Origin of the sequence: Fictibacillus sp. KU28468, assembly GCF_026153615.1 — a bacterium.
Taxonomy (GTDB): Bacteria; Bacillota; Bacilli; order Bacillales; family Fictibacillaceae; genus Fictibacillus_C; species Fictibacillus_C marinisediminis.
Map to the genome: position 1 here is coordinate 1939542 of NZ_CP110666.1, position 16404 is coordinate 1955945.

Below are 16404 nucleotides of genomic sequence, written 5' to 3' on the forward strand. Positions count from 1 at the left end.
ATGGCGATGAATAATAGAGAAAAAATCGCAAGAAGAGCAGAAAGAGAGATTGAGAACGGATTCTACGTCAATCTTGGCATTGGAATGCCTACCATGGTTGCGAATTACATAAGTGAAAACAAGAGCGTTGTCCTGCAGTCCGAAAACGGCCTGCTCGGAATCGGTCCGTACCCGAGGGAATCTGACGTAGATCCGGACTTGATCAATGCAGGGAAAGAAACGGTTACGGCCATTAAGGGAGCATCTTACTTTGACAGTGCCGAATCGTTTGCCATGATCAGGGGCGGCCATGTTGACATCGCCATTCTTGGCGGGATGGAAGTTTCAGAGAATGGTGATCTGGCCAACTGGATGATTCCGGGCAAAATGATCAAAGGCATGGGCGGTGCGATGGATCTCGTCCATGGCGCAAAAAAAATTATCGTGATCATGGAACATGTGAATAAAAGCGGCCAAAGCAAGATCTTGAAGAACTGCAGCCTGCCGTTAACAGGAAAAGGTGTCGTACACCGCATTATTACAGACAGGGCCGTTCTAGATGTGACAGAACAGGGTCTTAAGCTGGCAGAGGTAGCTGCGGGTTATACCGTTGAGGACATTCAAGCATGCACGGACCCTGATTTGATCATTGATGAAAATGTAAAAACGGACGCTTACTAACAGTTAAAACAAACGGGGAGGAAGATGATGAGTTCAGTCTATGTGGTGGAAGGGGCGAGGACTCCCTTCGGGAGCTTTGGTAAATCATTGAAAAATATCTCATCCTTGCAGCTTGGAACAATAACCGCCCATGAAGCGCTTCAGCGTGCAAAAGTCAATCCTGAAGAAATAGGAGAAGTGGTGTACGGAAATGTGATTCATTCGAGCATTGATGCGGCTTACGCAGCAAGGCATATCGCACTAAGGTCGGATATTCCTGAAACGGTGCCGGCAATGCTAGTTAACCGGTTATGCGGTTCCGGCCTTCAGGCGGTGATCAGCAGTGCGCTTTCCATCCAAACCGGAGACGCACAGCTGGCGTTATGCGGAGGGATTGAGAACATGTCCATGAGCCCTCATTCGACCTTTAACCAGCGCTTCCAGGGACAGAAATTTGGAAACCTCCAGCTTGAAGATATGCTTCTTCACACCTTAACAGATCAGTATATCGGGTGCGGAATGGGGATTACCGCTGAAAACCTGGCAGAGATGTACGGTATAACAAGAGAAGAACAGGATCAATATGCGCTTTTGAGCCACCAAAGAGCCGCAAGAGCGATTGGCAGCAGCCGTTTTGCTGAAGAGATCATTGCGGTTGCAGTTGATGAAAAGAGGAAGCAGCAGCTGGAAACGGACGAACTCGTCAAACCCGACTCCACTCTGGAACAGCTTTTAGCACTGAGACCGTCGTTTAAAAAAGACGGAACCGTAACAGCAGGAAATTCAAGCGGGATCAATGATGGTGCTGTATCTCTTATTCTGGCAGGAGAGGAAAGCGTTCAGAACAAACGAGTTAAACCGATGTCGAAAATTGTATCATGGGCAGTCTGCGGGGTTGATCCAAAGATTATGGGAATCGGCCCAGTTCCTGCCGCACAAAAGGCATTGGCCAAAGCAAACCTGACGATTGGAGACATGGACCTGGTTGAAGTAAACGAAGCGTTTGCTTCACAGTATCTGGCGGTTGAGAAAGAATTGGGGCTAGATCGGGAAAAAACCAATGTCAACGGCGGAGCGATTGCACTCGGCCATCCAGTGGGAGCAAGCGGAGCAAGGCTCTTGCTTTCTTTATCTTATGAACTCCGGAACCGGGGCGGTAAGTATGGTTTAGCGAGCCTGTGCATCGGCGGAGGCCAGGGAATTGCCATGATTATAGAGAACGTTTCATAAATAAAAGCTTCACGGCCGCCCATGATGACAGCCGTGAAGCTTTTTCATTTTATCTTCTATGCTGTTCATAGACGTTCTTTTTAGACAACGAACGGACGGCGCTAACCTCATCGGAAGCCAGTTCATGCATAGTGCTGGCTCCGATATTGGAAAGAAGCTGTTCCACAGAACTCGCGCCTGGAATAGCCGAAGCGACGGCAGGGTGATGAAGAGCATAACGGATCGCAGTCTGGCTCAAACGGTTTTCACTTCCAAATTCGCTGTGCAAGTGTTTGACGAGTTCCTGGATCTCCTTTCCTTCATAATCCAAGTACTGATCGCTTTCGTTGCGCTGCAGCGCTCGTTTAGAGAGCCAGCCTTTCGCAACAGGTCCGCGTGCGATCACGCTGATGTTTTTATCATGAAGAAAATCAAGCATCTCTTCCTCCGGGCGACGGTCAAGAATGCTGTACTGCATCATGACACTCACGATGTCTGAATGTTCCGCATAATACGATATCACGTTTGGTCTGATCGAAGAGATACCATATTCCCGGATGTGGCCCTCCTTTTTCAGTTCATCGAAGGCGGCGATGGTTTCATCCATATTGTCTTCAATGGTTCCCCCATGGAGCTGATATAAGTCGATGTAGTCCGTCTGCAGGCGGTGGAGGCTGTCTTTTACCGCTGTTTTTATGTATGTCTTTGATGGATCCCAGTCCCAGCCCTCTTTACCCGCGGTCCAGCGGTTGCCAACTTTTGTGGAGAGAACGATCTTGTCTCTGAAAGGCTTTACGCTTTTTCCTACAAATTCTTCATTCCAGCCGAAGTGATAAAGATCAGCGGTGTCGAAAAAAGTGACGCCTTCTTCATACGCTCTTTGAATCATTTCTCTTCCTTCTGTTTCATTACCAGGCTCAATGGACATGCAGCCGAGCCCGATTTCGCTTACAAACAAATCAGAGGCTCCAAGTTTATTCTGCTTCATGGGAAAATCATCTCCTTGTATGAATGAATTACAAAAAGAGTAGCATGAAAACAGGCAAAAAAAAACCTTCCAGCCTGGAAGGGGTCAGCGTTTATGTCCTGGGGAGGAAGTGATCCACTCCTTTACAGTGGAATGCTGCTTCATATAGTGCTTGAGCATATATTTAATCTGCCAAGCTTTTCCTACCATTGTTACACCATTATGCTGGATATACACTTTCACGGGTTTCCTCCTCAATATGGCGTTATCGTGTTCATCATTACCGGCTTATGATAGACTTTATGTAGCCAAATAAGATATAGAACCAGGAGTGAGACAAGCAATGGATCATTTAAAAGAAACGACAATATCAACAACCCCGGTTTATTCTGGAAAAATCATAGATTTAGAAATACAGGAAGTCCTGCTTCCCAACGGCAACAAAAGCAAGCGCGAGATTGTAAAACATCCCGGGGCAGTAGCTATTATTGCCCTTACACCGGAAAATAAACTGCTGCTTGTGAGACAGTACCGTAAAGCCTTGGAAAAGACGATCGTTGAAATACCAGCAGGAAAGCTTGAGAAGAATGAAGATCCGCTGGAGTGTGCGAAGCGTGAACTGCTCGAAGAAACAGGCTATGAATGCGGATCGCTTGAGTATTTATCATCGTTCTATACTTCACCGGGATTTGCAGACGAATTGATCCACCTGTATTACACGGATTCCCTTAAAGAGTGCAAAGAACAGCAGCCCGATGAGGATGAGTTTCTGGATGTTCTTGAAGTATCTATTGAAGAGGCGGAGGAATTCGTAAAAAACCAGCAGATACACGATGCGAAGACCGCTTATGCCGTACAATATGTACTATTGAAGAGAAAGCTTGAGAAAGATGCTTAATACGTATTACGCGGACCTGCATGTACATATCGGAAGGTCGCGTTCTGGAAAGCCTGTAAAGATAACGGGGGCCAAATCCCTGACTTTATCTGCTATTTTAGATATGGCTTCTGCCGTTAAAGGAATCGATCTTCTTGGTATCATTGACTGCCACGTGCCGGAAGTGATTCAAGAACTAGAGGAGATGCTAGAATCGGGTGTCATGGCTGAACACGAAGAAGGCGGATTATGGTATGAGAAGGTGTGCCTTCTGCCAGGGTCCGAAATCGAAATCTATGATGAGAACTGCAAAGGGCCTATCCATGTTCTAGTGTTTTTTCCTACACTTGAAAAGATGAAACAGTTCAGTTTTTATATGGCCGGGCGGATGAAAAATATTACGTTAAGCTCGCAGCGAATTTACGAGTCGGCCCATAACCTTCAAAGAAAAACGAAAGAACTGGGAGGACTGTTTATCCCGGCTCACGTGTTCACTCCGCATAAGAGCTTGTATGGAAAAGGGGTAAACGCTTCTCTTTCAGAAGTTTTCCTTCCAGACCTCATAGATGCCATCGAACTCGGTTTAAGTTCGGATACGTCTATGGCTTTTGCTGTTGAAGAACTGACGTCCTATCCATTTCTTTCAAATTCAGACGCGCATTCTCTGGAAAAGATCGGACGGGAATACCAGACGATCCGGATGGAGAAACCTACTTTTCTGGAATTCAAACAGGCATTAAAAGAGGAACAGGGGAGGGGGATTACAGCCAACTACGGCTTAAATCCGAGACTCGGCAAGTATTATGAAACGACCTGCGCTAAATGCTCTGCGTTCATCGAGGAAGAGAAAGGGACCGTATGCAAACAATGCGGGAGTTCATCAACGATACGAGGTGTTAAAAACCGGATCAATGAATTAGGAAAATGCGCCATGCACCAGTCAGATCACAAAGAAAGGCCGCCTTATATCCATCAAGTTCCACTGGAGTTCATTCCTGCTCTTGGACCGAAAACGCTGCAAAAACTAAGGGATCATTTTGGAACGGACATGGCGATCCTTCATGAGGTAGAAGAAAAAGATTTAATGGAAGCTGCTCCGCAAACGATCGTGCATCATATTCTGCGTGCAAGGGAAGGCAAGCTATCTTTCCAGTCTGGCGGGGGCGGCAAGTACGGGAAAGTAGCATCAGGCAAATCTAGCAGATAAAAAATAGACATACCTCCCTCTGACTTTCATAGAATGAAATAAGAGATTAAGGGAGGAAATAGAGATGCGGTCTATTAAAAGGTTTGTACTGTTGCACCTTCAAGAGCATTATTCGCTGTATGTGTTTGTATCCGTCCTCTTGCTGATGGGCGTTATTTTTGGAGCTGTTATTGTAAACAGCCTGACACTGAGCCAAAAACAGGACCTGCTGAATTATTTGTCCCGGTTTTTCGGGGAGGTCTCCAAAGGGAGTTTTGCTGATCCAGAGGATATGTTCTCACAAAGCTACAGCCATTATATTAAATATATAGCGGTGATGTGGATTCTTGGGCTGTCTGTTATCGGACTGCCGGTCATCTTGATCATGCTCTTCATTAAAGGGGTAGTCATCGGGTTTACGGTCGGTTTTCTCGTGAATCAGATGGGCTGGCACGGATTCTTGCTCGCTTTTGTTTCCGTTCTTCCACAGAACCTCATTCTGGTTCCGGGATTGATCGTGGCAGCTGCCGCTTCTATTCTATTTTCCGTTAAAATGATCAGACAGCAGTTTTTGAAAAAATCGAGCGACCCCTTTTTTCCAAAGTTCTTTAAATATTCAGCTCTCATTATCGCAGTAGGATTGTTCCTGGCTGTTGCATCCGCCTTTGAAGCGTATCTTTCACCGCTTCTGATGGAAGGAGTCATGAGTTTGGGGTCCAAATAAAGAATAAAAACTACCATAAAATAATAATTATAAACTGCAAATTATAATTATTTTAAATTGACACCTTTTCTTTCCATGCCTTATAATAATCATGTGAAACATAAGGGAGGATTAGGTATGGAAAGCCGTCTTGACCGGATCAAAAAACAGCTGCATTCCCAGAGCTATAAGCTTACTCCCCAACGAGAAGCTACAGTTAGGGTCCTCCTGGAAAATGAGGAAGATCATTTAAGTGCAGAGGACGTCTATCTTCTTGTGAAGGAGAAATCACCAGAGATAGGTCTTGCCACTGTCTACCGTACATTAGAACTATTAACTGAACTGAAAGTAGTCGATAAAATAAATTTTGGAGATGGCGTATCGAGATATGATCTTCGTACAGAAGGAGCAGCTCACTTCCATCATCATCTCGTTTGCCTTGAATGCGGAGCGGTCGATGAAATCCAAGAGGATCTGCTGGAAGATGTGGAAAAGGTCGTTGAAGAGGGCTGGAATTTTAAAATTAAAGACCACCGCCTCACTTTTCACGGCATCTGCCACCGCTGTAACGGAAATGATAAAAATGATGAGACCCCTTGATGAAAGGTACTCATCATTTTTTATTTATTTACAAATCCGAAAGAATCAGTTAACGTAAAGTTGTAGTAAAATTAGAAAATGTGTATATAACCGCAATTCTTTGGCATAACCTGTACTAATATTATAGTACGGGGAGGCCGCTGAACCATGAGATCTTGGCTGAGGTTATGCTGGAACACATCAAAAATATTTTTATCTTTTACAGCTTGCACATTGTTATTCTACTTTGGGCTGCTTTGGATCAACCAGGAGTACCAGGATTATCACCGGTACGATGTGCCGAAGGGGAAAGCGGTCAAGGTTTTCCAAAGTGACGCTGCCACTACGAATAAAGAGGAGAGCAATTGGCTCATCCGATTGCTGTTTTTCTACGAATCCAGTGAATAAGGAGCGCAGATATGACAGATCATGTCCAGGATTTTATTCATTATTTAATAGTCGAGCGTGGTCTTTCTAAAAACACGGTGGATTCTTACCGCCGCGACCTTGAGCAGTATGTGCTTTTCATTGAAAAAGTGGAAAACATTTCAGATATCAACCAGATTCAACGTGCAAATATAATAGGTTACCTGCTTCATCTTAAAGAAAACGGCAAGGCTACAACAACTATTGCGAGGAACATTGCATCTATCCGTTCGTTTCACCAGTTTCTGCTTCGTGAAAAGGCGAGCGAATCTGACCCATCTGTACATATTGAAACACCCAAAGCTGAACGCAAGCTTCCGAAGGTGCTGGCTATGAACGAAGTGGAAGCGCTTTTAGATACGTCTGATACCCATGAAACGTTCGGGATCAGGGACAAGGCCATGCTCGAGCTCCTATATGCGACCGGGATCAGGGTGACGGAACTGGTAAGCCTGGATCTTGCCGATGTCCATTTATCAATGGGGTTTTTGCGTTGTCTTGGAAAAGGAAACAAAGAACGTATTATTCCGCTCGGTAAAATGGCGACAGGGGCCATACAAACCTATTTGGATAAGGGCCGTCCTGCACTTTCAAAAGGCAAGAGCGGGAACGCTTTGTTTTTGAACCACCACGGAAACCGTTTATCAAGGCAAGGTTTTTGGAAAATTTTAAAACAGCTTGCCAAAAAAGCAAATATTGAAAAAGAATTGACTCCCCATACGCTTAGACATTCGTTCGCGACGCATTTGCTGGAAAATGGAGCGGATCTGCGGGCGGTACAGGAGATGCTCGGCCATGCAGACATTTCCACCACGCAAATCTATACCCACGTGTCGAAAACAAGGCTTAAAGATATTTACGCTGCCTATCATCCAAGGGCTTAGCCTTTTTTTTTACATAGATGTCTGACTTCTGACATCATCGCTCCGAGTTTGTTCAAGCGGGTGTGAGGATATAGTATCTAAAGATGAATTAATTAGTTTTGGAGGTTTTTTAAGAATGAAATATAAAAAGTTCAAACGCACGTTTTTGATTGTAATGGATTCTGTCGGAATCGGAGAAGCACCGGATGCCGGAAAGTTTGATGATAAAGGATCGGATACACTTGGCCATATCGCTGAAAAAATGAACGGGCTTCATATGCCGAACATGGAATCTTTAGGCCTGAGCAACATTCGGGAAATCAAAGGGATCAAGCCTGCAGAAAAGCCGAAAGCACATTTTGCTAAGCTTCAGGAAGCATCGAACGGCAAAGATACGATGACAGGGCACTGGGAAATCATGGGCCTTCATATCGAACAGCCTTTTCAAACGTTCCCAGAAGGATTTCCTGATGACTTGATTCAGGTGCTTGAAGAAAAATCCGGACGCAAGATCATCGGCAACAAACCAGCTTCAGGGACGGAAATTCTGGATGAACTGGGTGAGGAGCATGTGAATACAGGAGCGCTCATCGTCTATACCTCTGCGGATTCCGTTCTGCAAATCGCGGCTCATGAAGAAGTGGTCCCGCTTGAAGAACTGTACAAAATCTGTGAGATAGCAAGGGAACTTACCAAAAACGATAAATATATGGTCGGCCGCATTATCGCGCGGCCATTTGTCGGCAAACCCGGTGACTTCAAACGGACAGCCAACCGTCATGATTATGCGTTGAAACCGTTTGGGAGAACGGTTATGAACGAACTGAAGGACAGCGGTTATGATGTGATCGCGCTCGGGAAGATTTCCGACATCTATGACGGTGAAGGAGTTACGGAAGCGATCCGCACCAAATCCAATATGGATGGCATGGATCAGCTCGTTAAATCGATGGATCAATCGTTTACTGGACTGAACTTCATAAACCTTGTTGATTTCGACGCCCTGTTCGGACACAGAAGGGATCCAAAAGGTTATGGACAAGCTCTTGAAGAGTTTGACGCCCGCCTTCCGGAGGTTTTTGAAAAACTTAACGAAGATGATGTTCTGATTATTACAGCCGATCACGGAAATGATCCGGTTCATCATGGAACAGACCATACGAGAGAATATGTTCCGCTTCTTGTGTATTACAAAGGAATCGAATCAGGAAAACCTTTAAAGGTGAGTAAAACCTTTGCCGATATCGGGGCGACGGTAGCCGCCAACTACAACGTGAAGATGCCTGAATATGGAAAAAGTTTTCTTGATCAACTAAATTAGGAGGAAAAGAAATGGGAGAATTGAAACAGATACAGACTGCTGCAAACTTTATTCAAGAAAAACTGTCCGCAAAACCGGAAATCGGCCTCATCCTGGGATCAGGTTTGGGGATATTGGCTGATGAAATCGAAAATGCTGTTATTCTTCCTTACGGCGAAATACCTGAATTTCCTGTATCGACGGTTGAGGGGCATGCCGGCCAGCTTGTTATTGGGGAGCTTGAAGGCAAACAGGTCATTGCGATGCAGGGCCGTTTTCATTATTATGAAGGCTACACTCTGGAGAAAGTCACCTTCCCTGTCAGAGTCATGAAGGAGCTTGGTGTGGAGAGTGTCCTCGTGACCAATGCAGCAGGCGGGATCAACACTTCTTTTGAAGCAGGAGATCTGATGCTGATTACAGATCATATCAATAATCTGAGCGACAATCCTTTGATCGGACCAAACGACAGCTCCTTTGGGGTCAGGTTTCCCGATATGTCTGAAGCTTACACTCAGTGCCTGCAGGAAATTGCGCGCAGTACAGCTTCATCCCTCAGCATAACGTTAAAAGAGGGAGTCTATGTGGCGAATTCTGGTCCAAGCTATGAAACGCCGGCAGAGATTCGCATGCTCAGAACATTGGGCGGAGATGCAGTAGGTATGTCCACTGTCCCCGAAGTAATCATAGCCCGCCATTCTGGAATGAAGGTTCTCGGACTTTCCTGCATTTCGAACATGGCAGCAGGAATTCTAGATCAGCCGTTGACCCATGATGAAGTAATGGAAACAACAGAACGGGTTAAATCCAATTTTCTTGGTCTTGTAAAAGGAATCGTAAAAAGCATTTAAGGGGAGGAAGAAAAATGGCTACACTATTAACCAAAATGAATGAAGCAGCAAATATGATCCAATCCAGAACAGAGGGGATGCATCCTGAAATCGGCCTTATTCTTGGTTCAGGTCTTGGGGAGCTAGCAGATGAGATCGAAAACGCAGTTCAGATCGATTACAGCGAAATCCCTCATTTCCCGGTATCAACGGTTGAAGGCCACGCAGGTAAATTGGTCATCGGAACGCTTAACGGAAAAACGGTTTTAGCAATGCAAGGAAGATTTCATTTCTATGAAGGCTACAGCATGCAGGATGTTACCTTTCCTGTCCGTGTAATGAAAGGCCTTGGCGTAAAACTTCTAATCGTGACAAACGCTTGCGGAGGTATGAACCCTGAATTTTCGGCTGGTGACCTCATGATCATTGATGATCATTTGAATATGACAGGAGCGAACCCTCTGATCGGGCCAAATGATGCTGAACTTGGACCACGTTTTCCTGACATGAGCACAGCATATACACCTGAACTTGTTCAATTTACGAAAGATACAGCAGCAAACCTTGGAATTAAAGTGCAGCAGGGAGTGTACGCCGGGATCACTGGCCCGACCTACATGACCAAAGCCGAGCTTCGCATGCTGCGTACGGTAGGCGGAGATGCAATAGGAATGTCTACCGTTCCAGAAGTAATCGTTGCCAGCCATATGAGCATGAAAATCATCGGAATCTCCTGTATAACCGACATGGCGATCGCGGATGAGCTTGAACCGCTTACGCATGAACAAGTGGTGGCAGTTGCCAACCGGACAAAACCGAAATTTATCAACTTGGTTAAAGAATTAGTCAAAAATGTTACTTTGTGATGAAAGCGGTGTTTGAATATGAGAATGGTTGATTTGATTGAAAAGAAGAGAGACGGCAAAGAACTGACGAAAGAAGAAATTGATTTTATTATTACGAACTATACTAACGGAAGCGTGCCTGATTACCAGATGGCAGCCTTCGCGATGGCTGTCTATTTCCAGGACATGACAACAGAAGAGCGTGCGAACTTTACCCTAGCGATGGTGGAGTCCGGCGATCAGATTGATTTGTCCGGCATTGAAGGAATCAAAGTGGATAAACACTCTACTGGCGGCGTAGGTGACACAACAACATTAGTCCTGGCTCCATTGGTAGCTGCTCTGAATGTTCCTGTCGCTAAAATGTCCGGCCGAGGCCTTGGCCATACCGGCGGAACGATCGACAAGCTTGAAGCTGTACCAGGTTTCCACGTAGAGATCGATAACGAAGAGTTCATCTCTCTCGTGAATAAAAATAAGGTAGCCGTTATCGGCCAAAGTGGTAATCTGACGCCCGCTGACAAAAAATTATACGGCTTGCGTGATGTTACAGCGACTGTTAACTCCATTCCATTGATCGCAAGCTCGATCATGAGCAAGAAGATCGCAGCTGGTGCAGATGCAATCGTTCTTGATGTTAAAACGGGTGCAGGCGCGTTCATGAAAACCGTTGAAGAAGCAGAGGAACTCGCAAAAGCAATGGTTCAAATCGGGAATACCGTTGGCAGAAATACAATGGCTGTCATTTCTGACATGAGCCAGCCTCTCGGATTTGCCATCGGTAACGCACTTGAAGTAAAAGAAGCCATTGATACATTAAAAGGCCAAGGTCCTGAAGATCTTGAAGAGCTTTGCCTAACGCTTGGAAGCCACATGGTTTATCTGGCTAAACAAGCTGAATCCCTTGAAGAAGCACGCGAGAAATTAAAAGAAGTCATGACGAACGGCAAGGCATTGGAACAGCTGAAAACGTTCTTGAGTGCACAAGGCGGGGATGCATCCGTAGTCGATGATCCATCTAAACTTCCGCAGGCGAAATATACTTTTGAAGTAGAAGCCAAACAAGATGGATATGTTTCAGAGATCGTTGCTAATGAAATCGGAACAGCAGCTATGCTTCTAGGCGCAGGCCGTGCGACTAAAGAATCTGAAATTGATTTGGCTGTCGGACTTATGCTGAAGAAGAAAGTCGGCGATCAAGTTGCTGCTGGAGATTCGCTGGTTACGATCTACAGCAACACAGAAGACGTGAAAGCAGTCGTTGAGAAAATTCATGCGGCTTACACGGTATCATCAGAAAGTGTTACAGCTCCTACTCTTGTATACAAAGAGATCAAAGAATAATTATTTCTCTTGAGGATCATCCATTCGGATGATCCTTTTTGCTTTTCTTCCATCCCCTGTATAAACGGAAAATTAATGGAAAAAATAGGGGTATCATGAATTGGAGGGAAAATGCAATGAAACGATACATAGTGGTTGCTGTTGCGATGGCACTCCTGCTATCCGTTGGCGGAGGTCGTACGTTTGCTGCTGAAAAAACATTAAAGCTTGCTCCAAATTCTTCATCTGCCATTTTAATCGAGCGTGATACAGGTACGGTATTATTTAATAAGAACAGCCATAAAAAGCTGCCGCCTGCGAGCATGACAAAAATTATGACGATGATTTTAATCATGGAAGCACTGGATTCCGGTAAAATTAAACTCACTGATCCCGTCCGGGTAAGTGAGTATGCCGCGTCAATGGGAGGCTCTCAAATTTTCCTTGAGCCGGGCGAAGAGATGACCGTTCATGACATGATGAAAGGAATCGCCATCGGCAGTGCCAATGATGCTTCTGTCGCGATGGCTGAGAAAATCGGAGGATCCGAGTCTTCTTTCGTAGACATGATGAACAAAAAAGCAAAACAGCTGAGACTCAATGAGACATTCTTTAAAAATGTGACGGGACTGCCTGCAGCCGGCCACTATTCTTCTGCTCACGATATGGCAATTATGGGCAAAGAACTTTTGAAGCATGAAGAGATTACGAAATATACCGGCCTTTACGAAGAATACCTTCGCCAAAACACATCGAAAAAATTCTGGCTCGTGAACACGAACAGGCTTGTAAAGTTTTATCCAGGGACAGACGGTTTGAAAACCGGATTTACCCAGGAGGCCAAGTATTGCCTTACAGCTACAGCTAAAAAGCATGATATGCGTGTCATCGCTGTTGTGATGGGTGCACCGAATCCGAAGGAACGGAACAAGCAGATCACCGAAATGTTTGATTATGCCTTCTCTCAGTACGCAACTAAGAAATTGTATGATCGCCATCAAATTGTGAAGCAGGTTAAAATCCAGAAGGGGAACAAGCAGAGGCTGGCGGTTGTAACTTCTGAAAGTATTTCTGTCCTTTCCAAGCGCGGTGAAAAAGAAAACAAAGTGAATCCAAAGATCACAGTTACTCCTGATCTGAAGATGCCGATCAAAAAAGGCCAGCAGGTAGGGACACTCAGTATTGTTAAAGGTGGAAAAACGATCACCAAAAGCCCGCTGCTTGCATCTGAGAATGTGAAGAGCGCTTCATGGTGGAGTTTATTTAAACGTACGATTGGCCATATGGCAAAATCGTCTTAATTGCATGATTTGACTAATATGGACGAATCCGCACTAGTTTTGTAATAGTGGAGGATTTCGTCCTTTTTTTATCGAAACATTTTCGTATCAAGAAAAAGGAGGAGAGAAAGTTGAGTCTTAACATCGGGCTGGAGATTAAGCATACCGTTTTATGTATACGCCTTGAAGGGGAACTGGACCATCATACCGCTGATGAACTGAGGTCAAAGGTTGATGATATTTTAAAGAGCAAAAAGATTGAACATATCATGCTGAACCTTGAAGGTTTGGCTTTCATGGACAGTTCTGGCCTCGGCGTTATCCTTGGCAGGTATAAACAGATCAAGAACAACCACGGTGAGATGGTGGTATGCGCGATCTCTCCGGCAGTTAAACGTCTATTCGACATGTCTGGCCTCTTTAAGATTATCAGGCTGGAAGAAAATGAAGAATATGCCCTACAAACACTGGGGGTGGCTTAAACATGAGAAACGAAATGAAAATCCAGTTTTCGGCGCTGAGCCAGAATGAATCGTTCGCGAGGGTTACAGTCGCTGCTTTTATTGCCCAGCTGGATCCGACAGTGGATGAATTGACAGAGATTAAGACGGTCGTCTCTGAAGCGGTAACCAATGCTATTATTCATGGCTATGAGAATCGTGCGGATGGAATCGTATACATTGAAGTCACTATTGATGAAGATACGGTTAAGCTGACAATCAGAGATAAGGGGATAGGAATCCAGGATCTCGACGAGGCGAGACAGCCGCTGTTCACTTCAAAACCGGAGCTTGAACGGTCTGGAATGGGCTTTACGATCATGGAGAATTTTATGGATGAGGTGGAAGTGATCTCAGAACCTTCCTATGGCACCACGATTCACTTGACTAAATTCCTGGCAAAAAATAAAGCGGTTATCAATTAAGGGGTATGCCTTATGGATGTCGAGGTTAAAGGCGGTAAGAATGAATCGTACTTAAAGGATGAGGAAATCAAGTTATTGATCAAACGAAGCCAGGAAGGCGACCAATCTGCCCGTGATTTGATCGTGGAGAAGAACATGCGCCTTGTCTGGTCAGTTGTACAGCGTTTTATCAACAGGGGATACGAACCGGACGATCTTTTTCAAATCGGCAGCATCGGCCTCCTAAAGTCGGTGGATAAGTTCGACCTGAGTTATGACGTACGCTTTTCTACGTATGCCGTTCCGATGATCATCGGAGAGATCCAGCGGTTCATCCGGGATGATGGTACAGTAAAGGTCAGCAGATCGCTGAAAGAAATGGGGAACAAAGTAAGGAAAGCGAAGGATGAATTGTCAAAAGGTCTTGGCAGAACACCTACTGTCAATGAAGTCGCTGAAAAGCTGGAGATCACCGTTGAGGAAGTTGTGCTTGCACAGGAAGCTGTGCGTGCACCGACGTCGATCCACGAGACCGTTTATGAAAACGACGGAGATCCTATCACACTTCTTGACCAAATCGCAGATACAGCTGATAACAAATGGTTTGACAAAATCACCTTGCAGGAGGCCATCGAATCTCTAGATGAAAGGGAGCGGGTTATCGTTTATCTCCGCTACTACAAAGACCAGACACAATCGGAAGTGGCTGAGCGCCTTGGCATCTCACAGGTCCAAGTATCTCGCCTTGAAAAGAAAATATTAGCTCAGATGAAAAGCCAGATGGATTAACCAGTCCATTTGGCTTTTTTATTTTGCAAAGATTTTGCATAGATGGAATGTCAAGCTCGGCGCTTTTGCTTTTCTTGTTGGCAATTGATGGATAATCCGGGTATGAAGAATGAGACAACTTTGCCAAATACATACTAAAAACGAATGTCGAAGAAAACAGGAGGCACAACCATGGAGGAATCTACTGTTTACATACGTATGAGACAAAAGGTTCAGGTTGTTCTTCAGCAGCCCGTTACACTTGGAACGGTCGCACAGATTGTCGCATCACCGGCAGCTGCCAAAAAGCTACAGGACCTGATTATTCATCAAGTAAAACCGGCAGATAAGCATCTGGTTGTTCTTGATGTTATGAAAGTCGTGAAAAAGATCCAGGATGTTCTGCCAAATTGTGATATCCAAACGGTAGGCCCCGCCCAAACGATACTTGAAATACAATTTAAAAAGAAGAAAATGGCACCTGTATACTTTGTACTTGTTTGGCTGCTCCTGTTTATCGGTTCAGCCCTTGCCATAATGAATTTTCACGAGGATGTAAGCATGCAGGTGGTCCATCAGAAGATCTATTTTATGATTACCGGCAGCTATAACAATCAGCCTCTTCTTCTGCAGATTCCCTATTCATTTGGGCTTGGGCTCGGAATGGTCTTATTTTTTAACCATGTGTTCAAGAAGAGGCTGAACGAAGAACCGAGTCCTCTGGAAGTTGAAATGTTTAAATACCAGCAGGATCTGGATCAGTATGTCGTTATTCATGAGAACAAAGAGACCGAGAAGAAGATCCATGGAGATTAAGAGTGTTTTCCTTGCTTTTATCGGTTTAGGCGGTGGTATTGCTGTAGGATCGGGATTTGTTGCTTTTTTAACGGTTCTGGGGATTATTCCCCGGCTGATGCAGCTCAGTAAAACGTACTGTTTTATACGGGCTTATGAGTGGAGTGTTGTGTTAGGGGCAGTGATCGGGGGATGGCTGAACTTGAGAAATGCCTCCATCCATGCCTCGCCGCTGCTTCTCATTCCGATCGGGATCTTTTGCGGTGTATTTATCGGAATGCTTGCCGCGGCCTTAACCGAAGTGCTGAACGTACTCCCGATCCTGGCAAAAAGAATCGGGTTCGGAGAAAAACTTCTCGTGATACTAATGGCGATCGTATTAGGAAAAGTGTTGGGATCTTTGTTTCATTGGATGGTATACGTAAATCAATAAGACAGGAGAAATGAACATGTCCAGTAAAGAACAGCAGCAGGCTTATGCCGAAAAAATCAAACCCTTGCAGCCGAAACCACCTTATTTCATTAACTGCTTGAAGGCATTTTTGGTGGGTGGATTCATCTGTATTATAGGTGAAGCCCTTCAGAAGTTTTATATGACCTATTTCAACTTTAATGAACAGACAGCAGGCAATCCAACTGCAGCTACACTGATTCTAATCGCCGCTTTGCTGACAGGCATCGGGGTGTATGACAAGATCGGACAGTTCGGCGGTGCAGGATCAGCTGTCCCGGTTACAGGGTTCGCCAACGCTGTGACCAGCGCAGCGCTTGAACACAAGAGTGAAGGGATTGTACTTGGTATCGCCACGAACTTATTCAAACTGGCGGGCGCTGTTATTGTATTCGGAGCTGTATCAGCCTATATCTTCGGAATGATCAGGTATGCGTTTAAAACACTAATGTAAAGGAA

General features: G+C 45.0%; 21 protein-coding genes. 19 read left to right on the forward strand and 2 right to left on the reverse strand.

Annotated elements, in window-relative coordinates; translation table 11 throughout:
- Positions 1-6 precede the first annotated feature (6 nt).
- Both OKX00_RS10045 and OKX00_RS10050 read left to right on the forward strand, forming a co-directional pair.
- Positions 7-660 (forward strand): CoA transferase subunit B, encoded by a 654-nt coding sequence (locus OKX00_RS10045; protein WP_265410276.1) that lies wholly within the window; start codon positions 7-9, stop codon positions 658-660.
- A gap of 27 nt (positions 661-687) precedes the next feature.
- Positions 688-1869: a thiolase family protein gene (locus tag OKX00_RS10050; RefSeq protein ID WP_265410277.1), complete on the forward strand. Its 1182-nt coding sequence runs from the start codon at positions 688-690 to the stop codon at positions 1867-1869.
- A gap of 49 nt (positions 1870-1918) precedes the next feature.
- On the opposite strand, the gene OKX00_RS10055 is transcribed toward OKX00_RS10050, so the two are convergent.
- Entirely contained in the window at positions 1919-2836 is a 918-nt protein-coding gene (locus OKX00_RS10055; RefSeq protein WP_265410278.1) for an aldo/keto reductase, read from the reverse strand.
- An 84-nt stretch (positions 2837-2920) separates the two neighbouring features.
- The gene (gene mciZ, locus OKX00_RS10060; protein WP_053357981.1) at positions 2921-3058 is read right to left on the reverse strand and encodes a Z-ring formation inhibitor MciZ; all 138 of its coding nucleotides are present in this window, start codon (positions 3056-3058) and stop codon (positions 2921-2923) included.
- Between the two features lie 100 nt (positions 3059-3158).
- Between mciZ and OKX00_RS10065 the strand changes: the two genes are divergently transcribed.
- From OKX00_RS10065 to spoVAC, 17 genes are all read left to right on the forward strand, one after another.
- Positions 3159-3713 carry an NUDIX hydrolase gene (locus OKX00_RS10065; protein WP_091004795.1) on the forward strand — a complete coding sequence of 185 codons (555 nt, stop codon included), beginning with the start codon at positions 3159-3161 and terminating at the stop codon, positions 3711-3713.
- Complete coding sequence (locus OKX00_RS10070; protein WP_265410515.1) at positions 3706-4899, forward strand: endonuclease Q family protein; 1194 nt, start codon at positions 3706-3708, stop codon at positions 4897-4899. The genes OKX00_RS10065 and OKX00_RS10070 overlap by 8 nt, the downstream gene beginning before the upstream one ends.
- A 64-nt stretch (positions 4900-4963) precedes the next feature.
- Positions 4964-5602: a stage II sporulation protein M gene (gene spoIIM, locus OKX00_RS10075; protein WP_265410279.1), complete on the forward strand. Its 639-nt coding sequence runs from the start codon at positions 4964-4966 to the stop codon at positions 5600-5602.
- Positions 5603-5719: 117 nt separating this feature from the next.
- A complete protein-coding gene (locus OKX00_RS10080) occupies positions 5720-6181 on the forward strand; it encodes a ferric iron uptake transcriptional regulator (protein ID WP_265410280.1) in 462 nt (153 codons plus the stop codon).
- Between the two features lie 147 nt (positions 6182-6328).
- Positions 6329-6568 carry a YqzK family protein gene (locus OKX00_RS10085; RefSeq protein WP_053357986.1) on the forward strand — a complete coding sequence of 80 codons (240 nt, stop codon included), beginning with the start codon at positions 6329-6331 and terminating at the stop codon, positions 6566-6568.
- Positions 6569-6579: 11 nt separating this feature from the next.
- A complete protein-coding gene (gene xerD, locus OKX00_RS10090; protein ID WP_062235225.1) occupies positions 6580-7470 on the forward strand; it encodes a site-specific tyrosine recombinase XerD in 891 nt (296 codons plus the stop codon).
- A 115-nt stretch (positions 7471-7585) separates the two neighbouring features.
- The gene (deoB, locus tag OKX00_RS10095; protein ID WP_265410281.1) at positions 7586-8770 is read left to right on the forward strand and encodes a phosphopentomutase; all 1185 of its coding nucleotides are present in this window, start codon (positions 7586-7588) and stop codon (positions 8768-8770) included.
- Between the two features lie 11 nt (positions 8771-8781).
- Entirely contained in the window at positions 8782-9600 is an 819-nt protein-coding gene (locus tag OKX00_RS10100) for a purine-nucleoside phosphorylase (RefSeq protein WP_265410282.1), read from the forward strand.
- 14 nt (positions 9601-9614) lie between these two features.
- Positions 9615-10445 carry a purine-nucleoside phosphorylase gene (locus OKX00_RS10105; RefSeq protein ID WP_265410283.1) on the forward strand — a complete coding sequence of 277 codons (831 nt, stop codon included), beginning with the start codon at positions 9615-9617 and terminating at the stop codon, positions 10443-10445.
- A gap of 18 nt (positions 10446-10463) precedes the next feature.
- Entirely contained in the window at positions 10464-11768 is a 1305-nt protein-coding gene (locus tag OKX00_RS10110) for a pyrimidine-nucleoside phosphorylase (protein ID WP_265410284.1), read from the forward strand.
- Positions 11769-11884: 116 nt separating this feature from the next.
- On the forward strand, positions 11885-13048 hold the full coding sequence (locus OKX00_RS10115; protein ID WP_416054319.1) for a D-alanyl-D-alanine carboxypeptidase family protein: 1164 nt from the start codon (positions 11885-11887) through the stop codon (positions 13046-13048).
- Positions 13049-13158: 110 nt separating this feature from the next.
- Positions 13159-13509, forward strand: a complete 351-nt coding sequence (gene spoIIAA, locus OKX00_RS10120; protein WP_053357993.1) for an anti-sigma F factor antagonist — start codon at positions 13159-13161, stop codon at positions 13507-13509.
- A gap of 2 nt (positions 13510-13511) precedes the next feature.
- Entirely contained in the window at positions 13512-13952 is a 441-nt protein-coding gene (gene spoIIAB / locus OKX00_RS10125) for an anti-sigma F factor (protein WP_053357994.1), read from the forward strand.
- Positions 13953-13964: 12 nt separating this feature from the next.
- Positions 13965-14720, forward strand: a complete 756-nt coding sequence (sigF, locus tag OKX00_RS10130; RefSeq protein ID WP_053357995.1) for an RNA polymerase sporulation sigma factor SigF — start codon at positions 13965-13967, stop codon at positions 14718-14720.
- A gap of 171 nt (positions 14721-14891) precedes the next feature.
- Complete coding sequence (locus tag OKX00_RS10135) at positions 14892-15515, forward strand: stage V sporulation protein AA (protein ID WP_053357996.1); 624 nt, start codon at positions 14892-14894, stop codon at positions 15513-15515.
- Positions 15505-15927, forward strand: a complete 423-nt coding sequence (locus OKX00_RS10140; protein WP_053357997.1) for a stage V sporulation protein AB — start codon at positions 15505-15507, stop codon at positions 15925-15927. Before OKX00_RS10135 ends, OKX00_RS10140 begins: the two co-directional genes overlap by 11 nt.
- A 16-nt stretch (positions 15928-15943) precedes the next feature.
- On the forward strand, positions 15944-16399 hold the full coding sequence (gene spoVAC / locus OKX00_RS10145; RefSeq protein ID WP_265410285.1) for a stage V sporulation protein AC: 456 nt from the start codon (positions 15944-15946) through the stop codon (positions 16397-16399).
- The last annotated feature ends 5 nt before the right edge of the window (positions 16400-16404 follow it).